This window comes from Agromyces marinus, from assembly GCF_021442325.1.
In the GTDB taxonomy this organism is placed as follows: domain Bacteria; phylum Actinomycetota; class Actinomycetes; order Actinomycetales; family Microbacteriaceae; genus Agromyces; species Agromyces marinus.
The window spans coordinates 1,086,160-1,099,444 of record NZ_CP087879.1 but is presented as its reverse complement, the minus strand read 5'-3'; the positions used below and the strand labels follow the sequence as shown (position 1 = coordinate 1,099,444).

At 69.0% G+C, this 13,285-nt stretch carries 16 protein-coding genes; 3 read left to right on the top strand and 13 right to left on the bottom strand.

The window, feature by feature from the left end; translation table 11 throughout:
* Window positions 1-12: 12 nt before the first annotated feature.
* Window positions 13-504 (top strand): methylated-DNA--[protein]-cysteine S-methyltransferase, encoded by a 492-nt coding sequence (locus DSM26151_RS05180; protein ID WP_234661351.1) that lies wholly within the window; start codon window positions 13-15, stop codon window positions 502-504.
* The gene (locus DSM26151_RS05175) at window positions 501-1,112 is read left to right on the top strand and encodes a DNA-3-methyladenine glycosylase I (RefSeq protein WP_234661350.1); all 612 of its coding nucleotides are present in this window, start codon (window positions 501-503) and stop codon (window positions 1,110-1,112) included. Before DSM26151_RS05180 ends, DSM26151_RS05175 begins: the two co-directional genes overlap by 4 nt.
* Window positions 1,113-1,135: 23 nt before the next feature.
* Here the strand turns inward: DSM26151_RS05175 and DSM26151_RS05170 are convergent, their stop codons facing one another.
* Window positions 1,136-1,894, bottom strand: coding sequence for a YaaA family protein (locus tag DSM26151_RS05170; RefSeq protein WP_234661349.1), 759 nt, complete (start codon window positions 1,892-1,894; stop codon window positions 1,136-1,138).
* Between the two features lie 109 nt (window positions 1,895-2,003).
* On the opposite strand from DSM26151_RS05170, the gene DSM26151_RS05165 reads away from it, so the two are divergent.
* Complete coding sequence (locus tag DSM26151_RS05165) at window positions 2,004-2,978, top strand: IS481 family transposase (protein WP_234660574.1); 975 nt, start codon at window positions 2,004-2,006, stop codon at window positions 2,976-2,978.
* Here the strand turns inward: DSM26151_RS05165 and DSM26151_RS05160 are convergent.
* The 12 genes from DSM26151_RS05160 to DSM26151_RS05105 form a co-directional block, all read right to left on the bottom strand.
* Entirely contained in the window at window positions 2,975-3,547 is a 573-nt protein-coding gene (locus tag DSM26151_RS05160) for an AAA family ATPase (protein ID WP_234661348.1), read from the bottom strand. The genes DSM26151_RS05165 and DSM26151_RS05160 overlap by 4 nt on opposite strands.
* A gap of 10 nt (window positions 3,548-3,557) precedes the next feature.
* Window positions 3,558-3,818, bottom strand: coding sequence for a F0F1 ATP synthase subunit epsilon (locus tag DSM26151_RS05155; protein WP_234661347.1), 261 nt, complete (start codon window positions 3,816-3,818; stop codon window positions 3,558-3,560).
* Window positions 3,819-3,820: 2 nt separating this feature from the next.
* The gene (gene atpD / locus DSM26151_RS05150) at window positions 3,821-5,278 is read right to left on the bottom strand and encodes a F0F1 ATP synthase subunit beta (RefSeq protein WP_234661346.1); all 1,458 of its coding nucleotides are present in this window, start codon (window positions 5,276-5,278) and stop codon (window positions 3,821-3,823) included.
* Window positions 5,279-5,305: 27 nt separating this feature from the next.
* Window positions 5,306-6,214, bottom strand: a complete 909-nt coding sequence (locus DSM26151_RS05145) for a F0F1 ATP synthase subunit gamma (RefSeq protein ID WP_234661345.1) — start codon at window positions 6,212-6,214, stop codon at window positions 5,306-5,308.
* Between the two features lie 90 nt (window positions 6,215-6,304).
* Window positions 6,305-7,942: a F0F1 ATP synthase subunit alpha gene (gene atpA / locus DSM26151_RS05140; RefSeq protein WP_234661344.1), complete on the bottom strand. Its 1,638-nt coding sequence runs from the start codon at window positions 7,940-7,942 to the stop codon at window positions 6,305-6,307.
* A 96-nt stretch (window positions 7,943-8,038) separates the two neighbouring features.
* Window positions 8,039-8,830 carry a F0F1 ATP synthase subunit delta gene (locus DSM26151_RS05135; protein ID WP_234661343.1) on the bottom strand — a complete coding sequence of 264 codons (792 nt, stop codon included), beginning with the start codon at window positions 8,828-8,830 and terminating at the stop codon, window positions 8,039-8,041.
* A gap of 3 nt (window positions 8,831-8,833) precedes the next feature.
* Complete coding sequence (locus tag DSM26151_RS05130; RefSeq protein ID WP_234661342.1) at window positions 8,834-9,400, bottom strand: F0F1 ATP synthase subunit B; 567 nt, start codon at window positions 9,398-9,400, stop codon at window positions 8,834-8,836.
* A 31-nt stretch (window positions 9,401-9,431) separates the two neighbouring features.
* Window positions 9,432-9,668: an ATP synthase F0 subunit C gene (gene atpE / locus DSM26151_RS05125; RefSeq protein ID WP_108390493.1), complete on the bottom strand. Its 237-nt coding sequence runs from the start codon at window positions 9,666-9,668 to the stop codon at window positions 9,432-9,434.
* 45 nt (window positions 9,669-9,713) lie between these two features.
* On the bottom strand, window positions 9,714-10,577 hold the full coding sequence (gene atpB / locus DSM26151_RS05120) for a F0F1 ATP synthase subunit A (RefSeq protein ID WP_407651015.1): 864 nt from the start codon (window positions 10,575-10,577) through the stop codon (window positions 9,714-9,716).
* Between the two features lie 156 nt (window positions 10,578-10,733).
* Window positions 10,734-11,213: a hypothetical protein gene (locus DSM26151_RS05115; protein ID WP_234661340.1), complete on the bottom strand. Its 480-nt coding sequence runs from the start codon at window positions 11,211-11,213 to the stop codon at window positions 10,734-10,736.
* Complete coding sequence (locus DSM26151_RS05110) at window positions 11,210-12,484, bottom strand: MraY family glycosyltransferase (RefSeq protein ID WP_234661339.1); 1,275 nt, start codon at window positions 12,482-12,484, stop codon at window positions 11,210-11,212. The genes DSM26151_RS05115 and DSM26151_RS05110 overlap by 4 nt, the downstream gene beginning before the upstream one ends.
* Complete coding sequence (locus DSM26151_RS05105) at window positions 12,481-13,281, bottom strand: L-threonylcarbamoyladenylate synthase (RefSeq protein ID WP_234661338.1); 801 nt, start codon at window positions 13,279-13,281, stop codon at window positions 12,481-12,483. Before DSM26151_RS05105 ends, DSM26151_RS05110 begins: the two co-directional genes overlap by 4 nt.
* Between the last annotated feature and the right edge of the window lie 4 nt (window positions 13,282-13,285).

Genomic DNA, 13,285 nt, shown 5'->3' with positions numbered 1-13,285 from the left:
TATCCTCATTGCATGGGCAACCAGTACCTCATCCGATTCCCGAGTCCGATCGGGCGCATCGAACTCCTCGCCGACGAGTCGGCGCTCACCTCCCTCGCGATCGAGCGAGACGGCGCACTCCCGCACGACGGCGTGCCCGAGCGGCCGTCACCGCTGCTCGAGGAGGCGCGGGCCCAGCTCGACGAGTACTTCCTCGGGCGCCGAGCGGTCTTCGACCTCCCGGTCCGGCTCTCGGGAACCCCCTTCCAGCGCGCCGTCTGGACCGAGCTCCAACGGCTCGAGCGAGGCGAGGCGATCACCTACGGGGCGCTCGCATCGGCAGTGGGGCGGCCGGGGTCGGCGCGCGCCATCGGCGGCGCCGTCGGGGCGAACCCGCTGCCGCTCATCATCGGCTGCCACCGCGTCCTCGGCTCCGACGGCCGGGTCACCGGGTACTCGGGCGGCCAGGGCGTGCCGACCAAGCTCTGGCTGCTCGCGCACGAGGAGATCGGGTTCGCTGCGTGAACGCGGTCCGCGATGTCGTCGTCGGCGACGACGGGCTCGCGCGCTGCGCCTGGGCCGCGACGGATGCCGAGTACCGGCGCTACCACGACGAGGAGTGGGGGCGTCCGCAGCACGATCCGACCCGGCTGTTCGAGAAGCTCTGCCTCGAGGGGTTCCAGGCGGGCCTCGCGTGGATCACGATCCTGCGGCGCCGTCCCGCATTCCGGGAGGTCTTCCACGGCTTCGACCCCGTCCGCGTCGCCGCGATGACCGAAGCCGACGTCCAGCGACTCCTCACGGACGCGCGCATCATCAGGCACCGCGGCAAGATCGAGGCGACCATCACCAACGCCAGGGCGACCCTGGCGCTCGACGGAACGCTCGACGATCTGCTCTGGGGCTTCGCTCCGCCGCCCCGGGCGAAGCCGCCCGCCTCATTCGCCGAGGTTCCCGCGACCACCCCGGGATCGGCCGAACTCAGCCGCCGCCTCAAGTCCCTGGGGTACCGCTTCGTCGGTCCGACGACGATGTACGCGCTCATGCAGGCGATGGGCATGGTGAACGACCACGTCGCCGGCTGCCACTGGGCCGGAGCGGCAGCGGAGTCGACGACCTCGGAACCGTCCTGAATCCGGCCGAGGTACCCGACGCGCTACGCGACCAGGTCGAGCTCGTCGGGCGCACCCGGCCGGGAGTGCCCGGCATCGAGCCGGAACCCGGCGGTCCTCGCCCAGTCGAGCAGGTCCGTCCGGGTCGCCAGGGTCGGGCGAGCCTCGAGCAGCGCTCGCGCGAACAACCCCTTCGCCTTCTTGTTGAAGTGGTTCAGCGCGCGTCGGCGCCCGCCGCCGTCGATCGACACGACCCGGACGAAGACGCTGTCGGGCCGCACGGGCGCAGGGCCCAGTTCCGCGTAGCCCTCCGATCGGAGATCGACGATGAGGCCGTCGTGTTCCGCGAGCGCCGCAGCGACGCGCGCGCGCCAGTGGGCCTTCAACCGGATCCCGGGCAGTCGCGAATCGTGCGAGAGACGGTACGCCGGGATCGGGTCCATCGCTCCCACCAGCCCGAGGAGCGCGGAGTGCACCGCGACCCGCTCGCGGGCGTACTCCCGGGCGTCCGCATCGAGCGACGGGCCGTCCAGCGCGTCGAAGAGCACGCCCGTGTACCGGTCGAGCGCGGGCATCGTGGGCGAGGACGTCAGGTGCAGGTTGCGCTCGACCTCGGAAGCCTGGCGGGGACCGAGCTTGAGGGCGCGCATCATCGCGTCCGGATCGGCGGCCAACGCGCACGTCGCGTCGACGACCGTGCGGCGCGGCTCGTCGAGTACCGGGAACGAGAGCGCGGCGAACTCCAGCGCGTGGCCCTCCCCGCCCGATCGCTTGGTCTCGGACGGAGGCAGCAGGACCAGCACTAGGTGTACTTCCCACGGTGGTTGTGTGCAGCGTGGTGTGACGGGGTGAGGTGAGGACCTCCGGTATCGATGTGGGTTACCACACTCACTCGACACAACGGAGGTCCTCGTGTCCTACGCTACCCATGCCCGTGCTGCGCTCACCGTGACCGGGCGGATCAAGATCGCGTTGCTCGTCGTCGACGACGGGTGGACACAGGCTCGTGTCGCTGAACGGTTCCAGGTCGCTCGTGGCACGGTGTCGAAGTGGGTCGCCCGGTACCGGGCAGGCGGGCGTGCGGCGATGCAGGATCGGTCCTCGAAGCCGAAGGTCTCGCCGTCGCGGACGCCGCAGCGCACCGAGCGTCGCATCATCGGGTTGCGGGTGAACCGGCGCTGGGGTCCGCACCGGATCGCGTACCACCTCGGCCTGCCGCAGTCGACGGTCTCGAAGGTGCTGAACCGGTACCGGGTGCCGCTGCTGGGACAGGTCGACAAGAACACCGGAGTCCGGGTCCGCAAGCCCAAGCCCGTCCGCTACGAACGCGCCGTGCCGGGCGAACTGGTGCACGTGGACGTGAAGAAACTCGGCCGCATCCCCGACGGCGGCGGGTGGCGCACCCTGGGCCGTTCCGCAGGGCGCAAGCACCGGTCCGGGGCCGGCTACTCGTACCTGCATTCCGCGATCGATGACCATGCCCGCCTGGTGTACTCCGAGATCCTCGACGACGAACGCAAGGACACCGCCGCGGGGTTCTGGGAACGCGCGAACGCGTTCTACACCGGCCACGGCATCACCGTGCAACGCGTGATGACGGACAACGGGTCCTGCTACCGCTCGAAGGCATTCAACGACGCGCTCGGCGAGAACGTGACGCACAAGTACACCCGCCCGTACCGGCCACAGACGAACGGCAAGATCGAGCGGTTCCACCGCACCCTCGCCGACGAATGGGCATACGCCCGGCACTACGCGTCAGACCAGCAGCGCGCCACGAGCTACCCCGACTGGCTGCATCACTACAATCACCACAGACCCCACACCGGGATCGGCGGCCTCGCACCCATCGACCGCGTCCACAACGTCAGTGGGAAGAACAACTAGGCGGAGATGAACGCGAGCGCTGCGTCGACGTTGACGCCGAGCGGCTGCACGCTGTCGAGGGTCACGCGCGGGAGTGCGGCAGAGGGGCCCGTCCACGGCGCGTACCCGTCCAGGCTCTGCTCGACCGCGCGCCAGGTCGTCTCGTCGAGGTGCGGCAGGTTGCGCTCGCGCCGTTCGAGCCGCTCTCGATGGATGGCCGTGTCCGAGCAGACCACCTCGACGACCCGGAGCCGGACGTCAGCCCGCTCGGCGAGGTCCCGCCAGGCCAGACGCGCCGACTCGGCGGCGTTGACGGCGTCGACGATCACCGTGCGCCCGGCGTCGAGCTCAGTCTCGGCGATCTGCTGGGCCACGAGGTAGGCGGCCAGCCCCGTCGGCTGGTCGACGTCGATCCCCGCGCGGAGGATCGCCGACTCGATCGGGTCGACCGAGACGACCGAGGCGCCGAGGCGGGCACCGACGATCTCGCCGATCGTCGACTTGCCCGCACCCGGCAGCCCGGCCATCACGACGAGTTGCGTGACGCTCAGGTCACCGAACTGCCGATCGAACGAGTGCTCCCCCAGCATCGTCGCCGCCTCAGGCGAGGGTGGCCCGCGAGGCGACGACCTGGACCGCGTCCGACTGCACCGAGAGGAATCCGTCCTCCGCGTCGGCGGTGATCTTCTCACCACCGGGGAGGGTGACGCGCACCTCGCCACCGGCGAGGATCGCGAGCATGGGCTCGTGACCCGGCAGGATGCCGATCTCGCCTTCGACGGTGCGCGCCACCACCATGGCCGCCTCGCCCGACCAGACTTCCTGGTCGGCCGAGACGACGCTCACGTTGAGGCTGGCCATGCTCAGCCGTTCTCCTTCTGGATCTTCGCCCACTTCTCTTCCACGTCCGAGATCGGGCCGACGTTGAAGAAGGCCTGCTCGGCGACGTGGTCGAAGTCACCGCGGGCGATGGCGTCGAACGACTCGATCGTGTCCTTCAGCGGCACGGTCGAACCCTCGACACCCGTGAACTTCTTCGCCATGTAGGTGTTCTGCGAGAGGAACTGCTGGATGCGACGGGCGCGGGAGACGGTGATCTTGTCTTCCTCGGAGAGCTCGTCGACACCGAGGATGGCGATGATCTCCTGCAGTTCCTTGTTCTTCTGGAGGATCTGCTTGACGGTCGTCGCGACGCGGTAGTGGTCCTCGCCCAGGTAGCGCGGGTCGAGGATGCGCGACGTCGAGGTCAGCGGGTCGACCGCGGGGTAGAGACCCTTCGACGCGATCTCACGCGAGAGCTCGGTCGTCGCGTCGAGGTGCGCGAACGTCGTAGCCGGCGCCGGGTCGGTGTAGTCGTCGGCGGGCACGTAGATCGCCTGCAGCGAGGTGATCGAGTGGCCGCGCGTCGAGGTGATGCGCTCCTGGAGGATGCCCATCTCGTCGGCGAGGTTCGGCTGGTAGCCCACCGCGGAGGGCATGCGGCCGAGCAGCGTCGACACCTCGGAGCCCGCCTGGGTGAAGCGGAAGATGTTGTCGATGAAGAGGAGCACGTCCTGCTTCTGCACGTCGCGGAAGTACTCGGCCATGGTCAGCGCCGAGAGGGCGACGCGCAGACGCGTCCCCGGCGGCTCGTCCATCTGGCCGAAGACGAGGGCGGTCTTGTCGAAGACGCCCGCCTCCTCCATCTCGTGGATCAGGTCGTTGCCCTCACGGGTGCGCTCGCCGACACCGGCGAACACCGAGACACCACCGTGGTCCTGGGCCACGCGCTGGATCATCTCCTGGATGAGGACGGTCTTGCCGACGCCCGCACCGCCGAAGAGGCCGATCTTGCCACCCTGCACGTACGGGGTGAGCAGGTCGATGACCTTGATGCCGGTCTCGAACAGCTGCGTCTTGGACTCCAGCTGGTCGAAGCTCGGCGGCTTGCGGTGGATCGGCCAGCGCTCGGTGATCTCGACGGTCTCGCCGGGAGCGGCGTTCAGGACCTCGCCGATCACGTTGAAGACCTTGCCCTTGGTCACGTCGCCGACGGGCACGGAGATCGCGGCGCCGGTGTCGTGGACCTCCTGGCCGCGGACGAGGCCGTCGGTCGGCTTGAGCGCGATGGCGCGCACGACGTCGTCGCCGAGGTGCTGGGCGACCTCGAGCGTCAGCTCCGTCGACTCCTCGCCGATGGTGATCGTCGCCTTGAGGGCGTTGTAGATCTCCGGGATCGAGTCGTGCGGGAATTCGATGTCGACGACGGGCCCGGTCACGCGCGCGATGCGGCCGACGGAACCCGCCTTGTCCTGGACTGGCGCGGTAGCGGTGTCAGTCATGTCCTCTTCCTTCTGGATGAATCTGGGCTACTTGGCGGAGGAGAGCGCGTCCGCTCCACCCACGATTTCTGCGATCTGCTGCGTGATCTCGGACTGACGGGCCTCGTTGGCCAGTCGGGTGTAGTCCGTGATGAGCTTGTCGGCGTTGTCGGTGGCCGACTTCATCGCCTTCTGCGTCGCCGCGTGCTTGGCTGCGGCCGACTGGAGCATGGCGTTGAAGATCCGGCTCTCGATGTAGACCGGCAGGAGCCCGTCGAGGACGGTCTCCGCGTCGGGCTCGAACTCGTAGAGCGGGAACACGTCGGGCTTGCCCGTGGGCGCCGGCTCATCGTCGGCCTCGACCACCTCGAGGGGCAGCAGGCGCGTGACGACCGGCACCTGGGTGATGCGGCTGACGAACCGGTTGTAGACGATGTGGATCTCATCGACTCCGCCGTCAGCGCTGTCCCGGAGGAAGGCCTCGAGCACGGCCTCGGCGACCTCCTTGGCCGTCTCGAACTCGGGGTTGTCGGTGCCCCCGATCCAGCTGCGCTCGTAGTCGCGGCGACGGAACGTGAAGTAGCCCACCGACTTGCGGCCGATGAGGAAGTACACGACCTGCTTGCCCTGGCTGCGGAGCAGCTCGGCGAGTTCCTCCGCCTCGCGGAGGACCTGCGAGTTGAACGCGCCCGCGAGGCCGCGGTCCGAGGTGAAGATCACGATCGCGGCGCGGTCGACCTGCTCGGGCTCGGTCGTGAGCACGTGCGCGACGTTCGAGTAGCTCGACACCGCCGAGACGGCGCGGGTGATCGCGTCGGAGTACGGCGTGGACGCTGCGACGCGCGCCTGCGCCTTCTGGATCCGCGAGGCGGAGATGAGCTCCATCGCTCGCGTGATCTTCTTGGTCGTCTGCGCCGACTTGATCTTCTGGCGGTAGACCCGAAGCTGCGCTCCCATGTTTCTCCTGTGTCCTGGTTTCCTGTTCCCGAGGCTCTGCGTGCGGCCTGATGGCGACCGCGCCGAGAGCCCCGGGCACGGGGAAAGCGACTAGCGGCGACCCTTGACGATCTTCTCCTGGACGACCTCTTCCTCATCGATCGCCTCGAACTTCTCGCTGCCGACCGAGGCGAGGGGCTTGCCCTCACCGGTCTGGAACTCGAGCTTGAACGAGTCGACCGACGACTCCATGGTCGCGACGGTCTCGTCGGTGAGCACGTTGGTCTCGCGGAGGTCCGAGAGCACCGACGTGTTGCGGCCGAGGTAGTCGAGGAACTCGCGCTCGAAGCGCAGGATGTCCTCGACGGGGACCTCGTCGAGCTTGCCGTTGGTACCGGCCCAGATCGAGACGACCTGCTCCTCGACGGGGTACGGCGAGTACTGCGGCTGCTTGAGCAGCTCGGTCAGTCGCGCGCCGCGCTCGAGCTGGCGCCGGCTGGCCGCGTCGAGGTCGGATGCGAACATCGCGAACGCCTCGAGCGAGCGGTACTGCGCGAGCTCGAGCTTGAGCGTGCCCGAGACCTTCTTGATCGACTTGACCTGGGCGTCGCCACCGACTCGGGAGACCGAGATGCCGACGTCGACCGCCGGACGCTGGTTCGAGTTGAACAGGTCCGACTGGAGGAAGATCTGGCCGTCGGTGATCGAGATCACGTTCGTGGGGATGTACGCCGAGACGTCGTTGGCCTTGGTCTCGATGATCGGCAGGCCGGTCATCGAGCCGGCGCCGAGCTCGTCGGAGAGCTTCGCGCAACGCTCGAGCAGGCGCGAGTGCAGGTAGAAGACGTCACCCGGGTACGCCTCGCGGCCCGGCGGGCGACGCAGCAGCAGCGACACGGCGCGGTAGGCCTCGGCCTGCTTCGACAGGTCGTCGAAGATGATCAGGACGTGCTTGCCGTCGTACATCCAGTGCTGGCCGATGGCCGAGCCGGTGTACGGCGCGAGGTACTTGAAGCCCGCGGGGTCGGAGGCGGGGGCCGCGACGATGGTCGTGTACTCCATCGCGCCGGCGTCCTCGAGCGCACCCTTCACCGAGGCGATGGTCGAGCCCTTCTGGCCGATCGCGACGTAGATGCAGCGGACCTGCTTGGTCGGGTCGCCCGACTCCCAGTTCGCCTTCTGGTTGATGATGGTGTCGATCGCGATCGCGGTCTTGCCGGTCTGGCGGTCGCCGATGATCAGCTGACGCTGGCCGCGGCCGACCGGGATCATCGCGTCGATGGCCTTGATGCCGGTCTGCAGCGGCTCGTGCACCGACTTGCGCTGCATGACGCCGGGCGCCTGCAGCTCGAGCGCACGACGACCCTCCGAAGCGATCTCGCCGAGACCGTCGATCGGCGCGCCGAGCGGGTCGACGACGCGGCCGAGGTAGCCCTCGCCCACGGGAACCGAGAGGACCTCGCCCGTGCGGGTCACCTCCATGCCCTCTTCGATGCCGGTGAACTCGCCGAGCACGACGACACCGATCTCGTCCTCGTCGAGGTTCAGGGCGAGGCCGAGCGTCCCGTCCGCGAACTTGACGAGCTCGTTCGCCATGACCGAGGGCAGGCCCTCGACATGGGCGATGCCGTCGGCCGCGTCGGTGACGTACCCGACCTCGGTCTTCTGCGCCGCGCCCGGCTCGTAGTCCCGGGCGAACTCCGAGAGAGCCGAACGGATCTCGTCGGGGCTGATGGAGAGTTCTGCCATTGCCATTTCCTTTTCTGAGGGCGGGGCCCTGATCTGTACCGCTTGTACAGCTACTGGTGTGTCGCGGCGCAGGACGCCGGTCGTTGTCGGCCGGCGTCAGCCGGCGAGCTTCTGCCTCAGCTCGCTGAGGCGGCTGGCGACGCTGCCGTCGATTACGTCGTCGCCGATCTGGACCCGCATGCCGCCGAGGACCGTCGGGTCCACGATGGCGTCGAAGCGGACCCGTCGTCCGGCCTGGGCCCCGAGCGTGCGCTCGAGTCGGGCGAACTGGTCGTCGCCGAGCCTGACGGCGGTCGTGACCGTCGCGACGTCGAAGCCGCGCTGGTCGGCCACCACGGCGGCGGCATCCCGCAGCATCTCACCGGTGCGGCGCCCGCGGGGCGACTGCACCAGGTGACGCACGATCAGCGTGGTCGCGGGCGAGGCGACGGGCGCGAGCAGTCGCTCGACCAGTCGGACCTTCGCGTCGGTCGAACCGAGCTTGGAACCGAGCGCGAGCTCGAGTTCGGCGTCGGAGCCGACCGTGCGCTGGAAGGCGAACAGTTCGGCATCGACCTCGGCGTCACCCGCGGCGTCTGCAGCGACGCGGAAGCCGAGTTCCTCGACGCCGTCGAGGAAGTCGGCCTGGCTCGACCACCGACGCGACGCGGCGCTCACGAGGAGCTTCGCCGCGCCGGGCGCGATCCGGTCGCCGAAGACGCGCTCGACGAGCGCGGTCTTCTGCGCGGCATCCGCTTCGTTGTCGGTGAGCGCGGTCCGCAGCTGCGGGGTCGCGGCGATCACCCGGGTCGCGGCGAGGAGGTCGCCTGCGACCGGGAGCTCGGCCCCGCCGAGCGTCGCGAGCTCGGCTCGCGTGCCGGCCAGGGCCTCTCTCGTAGCGCTGCCCATGGACTACTTCTTCCCTCCTGCGGCGGCCTGCTCGGACGCCTCGAGGTCTGCGAGGAAGCGGTCGACCACGGCCTTGGCCTTGGCATCGTCGGAGAGGGTCTCGCCGACGACTCCCGAAGCGAGGTCGATCGCGATCGTGCCGACCTCGGAGCGCAGCGACACCAGGGCCGACTGACGCTCGGCCTCGATCTGGGCCTGCGCGCTCGAGCTGATGCGTGCCGCCTCGACCGACGCCTGGTCCTTGGCCTCGGCGACGATCTTCTTGCCGTCCTCGCGGGCGGTCTCGCGGATGCGACCGGCCTCGGCTCGCGCGTCGGCGAGCTGGGCGGTGTACTCCTCGAGCGCCGCCTCGGCCTTGCGCTGGGCCTCGTCGGCCTTCGCGATGTTGCCCTCGATCGCCTCGGCACGCTCGTCCAGCAGCTGCTGCATGCGCGGCAGCGCGTAGCGCCAGAAGAACAGGAGGATGATGACGAAGCAGACCGCCGACCAGACGATGTCGTACATGGCCGGGAGGACCGGGTTCGGCCCCGACTCGCCCTCCGTCGCAGCCCTGAGTACTGCGTGAAGCACAGTGGCCTCCTCTAAGTGGGTGCGGAAAGGACTAGTTCGTGAAGATGAAGTAGGTCGCGATACCGATGAAGGCGAGCGCCTCGGTGAAGGCGATACCGATCCACATCAGCACCTGCAGGCGGCCGGCCAGCTCGGGCTGGCGAGCGACGCCCTCGATCGTCTTGCCGACGACGATGCCGACGCCGATGGCCGGGCCGATGGCGGCGAGGCCGTAGCCGACCGTTGCGATGTTGCCGTTGATCTCAGCGAGAACGGTGGTTGCGTCCACGTTAGGGTTTCCTTTCTTGGGGTTTCTTCGGGCGGTTGCCCTGGCTCAGTGCTCCTCCGCCACCGCGAGCTGGATGTAGACCGCGGTGAGGAGCGTGAAGACGTAGGCCTGCAGGACGGCGACGAGGATCTCGAACACCGTGAACGCGAGGCCGAATGCCAGCGATCCGACGCCGAGCAGGGCGTACCAGCCGCCGAGCTGGAAGACGAAGAACTGCGTCGCAGCGAAGAAGAGCACGAGCAGCAGGTGCCCGACGATCATGTTCATCAGCAGTCGCAGCGTGAGCGTGACGGGCCGGATGATGAAGGTCGAGATGAGCTCGATGGGCGTGACGATGATGTACACCGGCCACGGGACGCCAGAGGGGAACAGGGAGTTCTTGAAGAAGTTCTTCGGGCTCGCCTTGATGCCGGCGTAGATGAAGGTCACGTACGACACGATCGCGAGCACGAGCGGGACGCCGATGACCGAGGTGCCTGCGATGTTCAGCAACGGGATGATGCCCGTGATGTTCATGAACAGCACCATGAAGAAGATGGTGGTCAGGATCGGCAGGAACCGCTTGCCGTCCTTCTTGCCGAGCAGGTCGTCGGCGACGTTGACGCGGACGAGGTCCAGGCCCATCTCGACGACGCTCTGGAAGCGACCGGGCACGACGCGCATGCGGCGCGTGCCGGCCCAGAACACCAGCAGGAGGGCGGCGACCGCGATCAGCTGAACCAGCGTGATGCGGCTCATCTCGAAGGGGGTGCCCTCGAGGAAGATCGGCCCGGGGAAGAATTCCTCGATCGACGGCCCGTGGAATTCACCATCAGTGGTTTCAGTCGGAACCAGCAGGTTCGCAGCGTTAGCTAGCAGCGCTTTCTCCTGTTTCGGGGCGTGGAGCGGAGCTCTCGCGTCGACGAACATGGAAACGGTCCGGTACCCATGCCGGAGCAGGGGGCGGAACCGTGGGGGATCTCCATTACTCTAGCAAGACTTCGCCGTCAGACCGAATCGCCACACGTTGTAGAAGTCGGCGCCGACCGGGGCGTGCCCGCTCGCAGGCGCGTCGCGGCGTCCGCGTCAGTCGTCGGACGGCGGCGGCGGCAGCTGCGCGTCGCTCGCGTAGGGCAGCCGGGACTTCGCGACGACCAGCACGTCGACCACGAGCGACCCGATCACACCGGCGACGATCGCGAGGAAGAGCACGACCGGATCGAGCTGCTCCACCCCGCGGAGCGTGACCACGAGCACGATGAAGAGGATGAACTTCAGGATCCATCCGCCGAGCACGATCCCGAAGAACACGCCGACGAAGAGGTCGGAGTTCGCGTACCGGTTCGCGAGGAGGATGCTCGCGCCCGTGATGCCCATGAAGACGACCGCCATGAGCGTGCCGACCAGGGCGCTCACGAGCCCCTCCGGCCCGGCGACGAGGTAGCCGACGAGCCCGCCGACGACCGCGATGCCGCCCGCGATGGCACCGCCCCAGACGAGCGCTCGGCGGAGGATCGGGTTCGAGGTCGGCGTCCGGTCTGCCGGATCGCGCGGTGCGGGGGTCATCTTGCTCCTGTGGGGTGTTCGCCCGTCGCCGGGCGTTCGGGGGCGGTTCGGGGGGAGGTGCCCGCCAGCTCGTCGTGGCCCGCGGGGAACGGCGTGCCCGCGGCATCCGCTTCGGCCGCGACGGTCTGGCGCTTGCGCCGGCCGAGCGGCGCCAGCGTGAGGGCTGCGAGGATCACGAAGCCGACCCCGATGAAGAGGAAGGCCCAGCCCGAATCGATGCCGAAGTACACCGGCAGGACGAACGCGAGCAAGCAGCCGAAGGATGCCACGGCCGTCCAGCCGTAGAAGATCAGCACCGCATGCAGGTGCGAGTGCCCCATGTCGAGCAGCCGGTGGTGCAGGTGCTTGCGGTCGGCCGCGAAGGGCGACTTGCCCGCGCGCAGGCGGCGCACGACGGCGAGCCCGAAGTCGAGCAACGGGATCAGCAGCACCGCGAACGGGATGATGATCGGGATGAACGCCGGGAACAGCTCGTCGGTGCCGAGCTGCGACGGGTCGACCTGGCCGGTGACCGCGATCGCCGAGGTCGCCATGAGCAGCCCGACCAGCAGCGCGCCGGCATCACCCATGAACAGCTTCGCCGGGTGCCAGTTCAACGGCAGGAACCCCGCGCACGCCCCGACGACGACGACCGCCAGCAGCGACGCGAGGTTGAAGTAGTTGTTCGGCGAGGTCTGCTGCACGAGCAGGTAGGAGTAGAGGAAGAACACGCCGTTCGAGATCAGCGCCACGCCCGCGACCAGGCCGTCCAGCCCGTCGATGAAGTTGATCGCGTTCATGACCAGCACGATCGTGAACACGGTCACGGTGGCGCTCATCCACGCCGAGCCGACGGTGATGCCGCCGTCCGGGCCGCCGATCGGCAGCGACACGATCGACACGCCCTGCCAGGCGATGAGGCCCGCGGCGATGAACTGGCCGGCGAGCTTGGTCAGCCAGTCGAGGTCCCACAGGTCGTCGGCGACGCCCATCGCGACGATCAGGCCGGCGCCGAGGAGGATCGCGAGGACCTGGAAGGGGTCCTGGAACACGATCCGCAGGTTCGCGAACCGGTCGATGCCGAGCGAGGAGATCCAGGCCGCCGCGCCGAAGGCGATGAGGATGCCGAGGAACATGGCGACCCCACCGAGTCTCGGCGTCGGCCGGGTGTGCACGTCGCGTTCGCGGATCTTCGGGTAGAGCCGGAACTTCAGGCTCAGCTTCCAGACGACGAGGGATCCGACGTACGTGACGATCGCCGTGAGCAGTGCGAGCGCGACGAACAGGGTCATGGCGCGCCGGGGTCCGTGCGTTCCGCCGATGCGTCGTCGGCGGCGGGGGCGGATGCCTCGGGCGCGACGCCGGAATCCCCGGGCGCCGCCTCCGGCGCGCCCTCGGGCGTGAGTGCCTCCTCCCCCACGACCGCGGCGATCCGCTCGCGGGAGATCACCCCGGCGCGGACGATGCGCAGCGCGCCCGTGCCGTCGGGGCCGAGGCCCGTGGCATCCACGATGGTCGAGGACGTGTCGCCGGGACGCTCGCCGATCGCGTCGTACGCCGTTCCGGCGGCGCCGCCGTCGAGGTAGACGGCGACGCGGTCGCCGAGCATGTCGGCCGCGTCCTGTGCGGTCGTCGCCGACGGCATTCCGGAGAGGTTCGCCGAGGACACCGCGAGCGGACCGGTCTCGGAGAGCAGCTCGAGGGCGATCCGCTGGTCGGGCATGCGGAGGGCGACCGTGCCGCGGGTCTCGCCGAGGTCCCACTGCAGGGACGGCTGGGCGCGGAGGATGACGGTGAGCCCGCCGGGCCAGAACTCGGCCACGAGGGCGCGCACCGCGTCGGGCACCTCGGACGCGAGCGCGTCGAGCGTCGGGATGCCCGGGACGAGCACGGGCGGCGGCGACGTGCGCTCGCGACCCTTGGCGTCGAGGAGGCGCTGCACCGCGGCCGGACTGAACGCGTCCGCGGCGACGCCGTAGACGGTGTCGGTGGGGATGACGACGAGCTCGCCGCTGCCGATGGCGCGGCGGGCCAGGCGCATGCCGGCGAGGAGGTCGGATTCGACCGAGCAGTCGTGGATGAGTGTCATGACC

Bases quoted from the DNA above. Each gene is read 5' to 3' on its own strand.
- DSM26151_RS05180 (WP_234661351.1), top strand. From the start codon at position 13: ATGGGCAACCAGTACCTCATCCGATTCCCGAGTCCGATCGGGCGCATC.
- DSM26151_RS05160 (WP_234661348.1), bottom strand. From the start codon at position 3,547: ATGCTGGGGGAGCACTCGTTCGATCGGCAGTTCGGTGACCTGAGCGTC.
- DSM26151_RS05155 (WP_234661347.1), bottom strand. From the start codon at position 3,818: ATGGCCAGCCTCAACGTGAGCGTCGTCTCGGCCGACCAGGAAGTCTGG.
- atpD (WP_234661346.1), bottom strand. From the start codon at position 5,278: ATGACTGACACCGCTACCGCGCCAGTCCAGGACAAGGCGGGTTCCGTC.
- DSM26151_RS05145 (WP_234661345.1), bottom strand. From the start codon at position 6,214: ATGGGAGCGCAGCTTCGGGTCTACCGCCAGAAGATCAAGTCGGCGCAG.
- atpA (WP_234661344.1), bottom strand. From the start codon at position 7,942: ATGGCAGAACTCTCCATCAGCCCCGACGAGATCCGTTCGGCTCTCTCG.
- DSM26151_RS05135 (WP_234661343.1), bottom strand. From the start codon at position 8,830: ATGGGCAGCGCTACGAGAGAGGCCCTGGCCGGCACGCGAGCCGAGCTC.
- atpB (WP_407651015.1), bottom strand. From the start codon at position 10,577: ATGTTCGTCGACGCGAGAGCTCCGCTCCACGCCCCGAAACAGGAGAAA.
- DSM26151_RS05115 (WP_234661340.1), bottom strand. From the start codon at position 11,213: ATGACCCCCGCACCGCGCGATCCGGCAGACCGGACGCCGACCTCGAAC.
- DSM26151_RS05110 (WP_234661339.1), bottom strand. From the start codon at position 12,484: ATGACCCTGTTCGTCGCGCTCGCACTGCTCACGGCGATCGTCACGTAC.
- DSM26151_RS05105 (WP_234661338.1), bottom strand. From the start codon at position 13,281: ATGACACTCATCCACGACTGCTCGGTCGAATCCGACCTCCTCGCCGGC.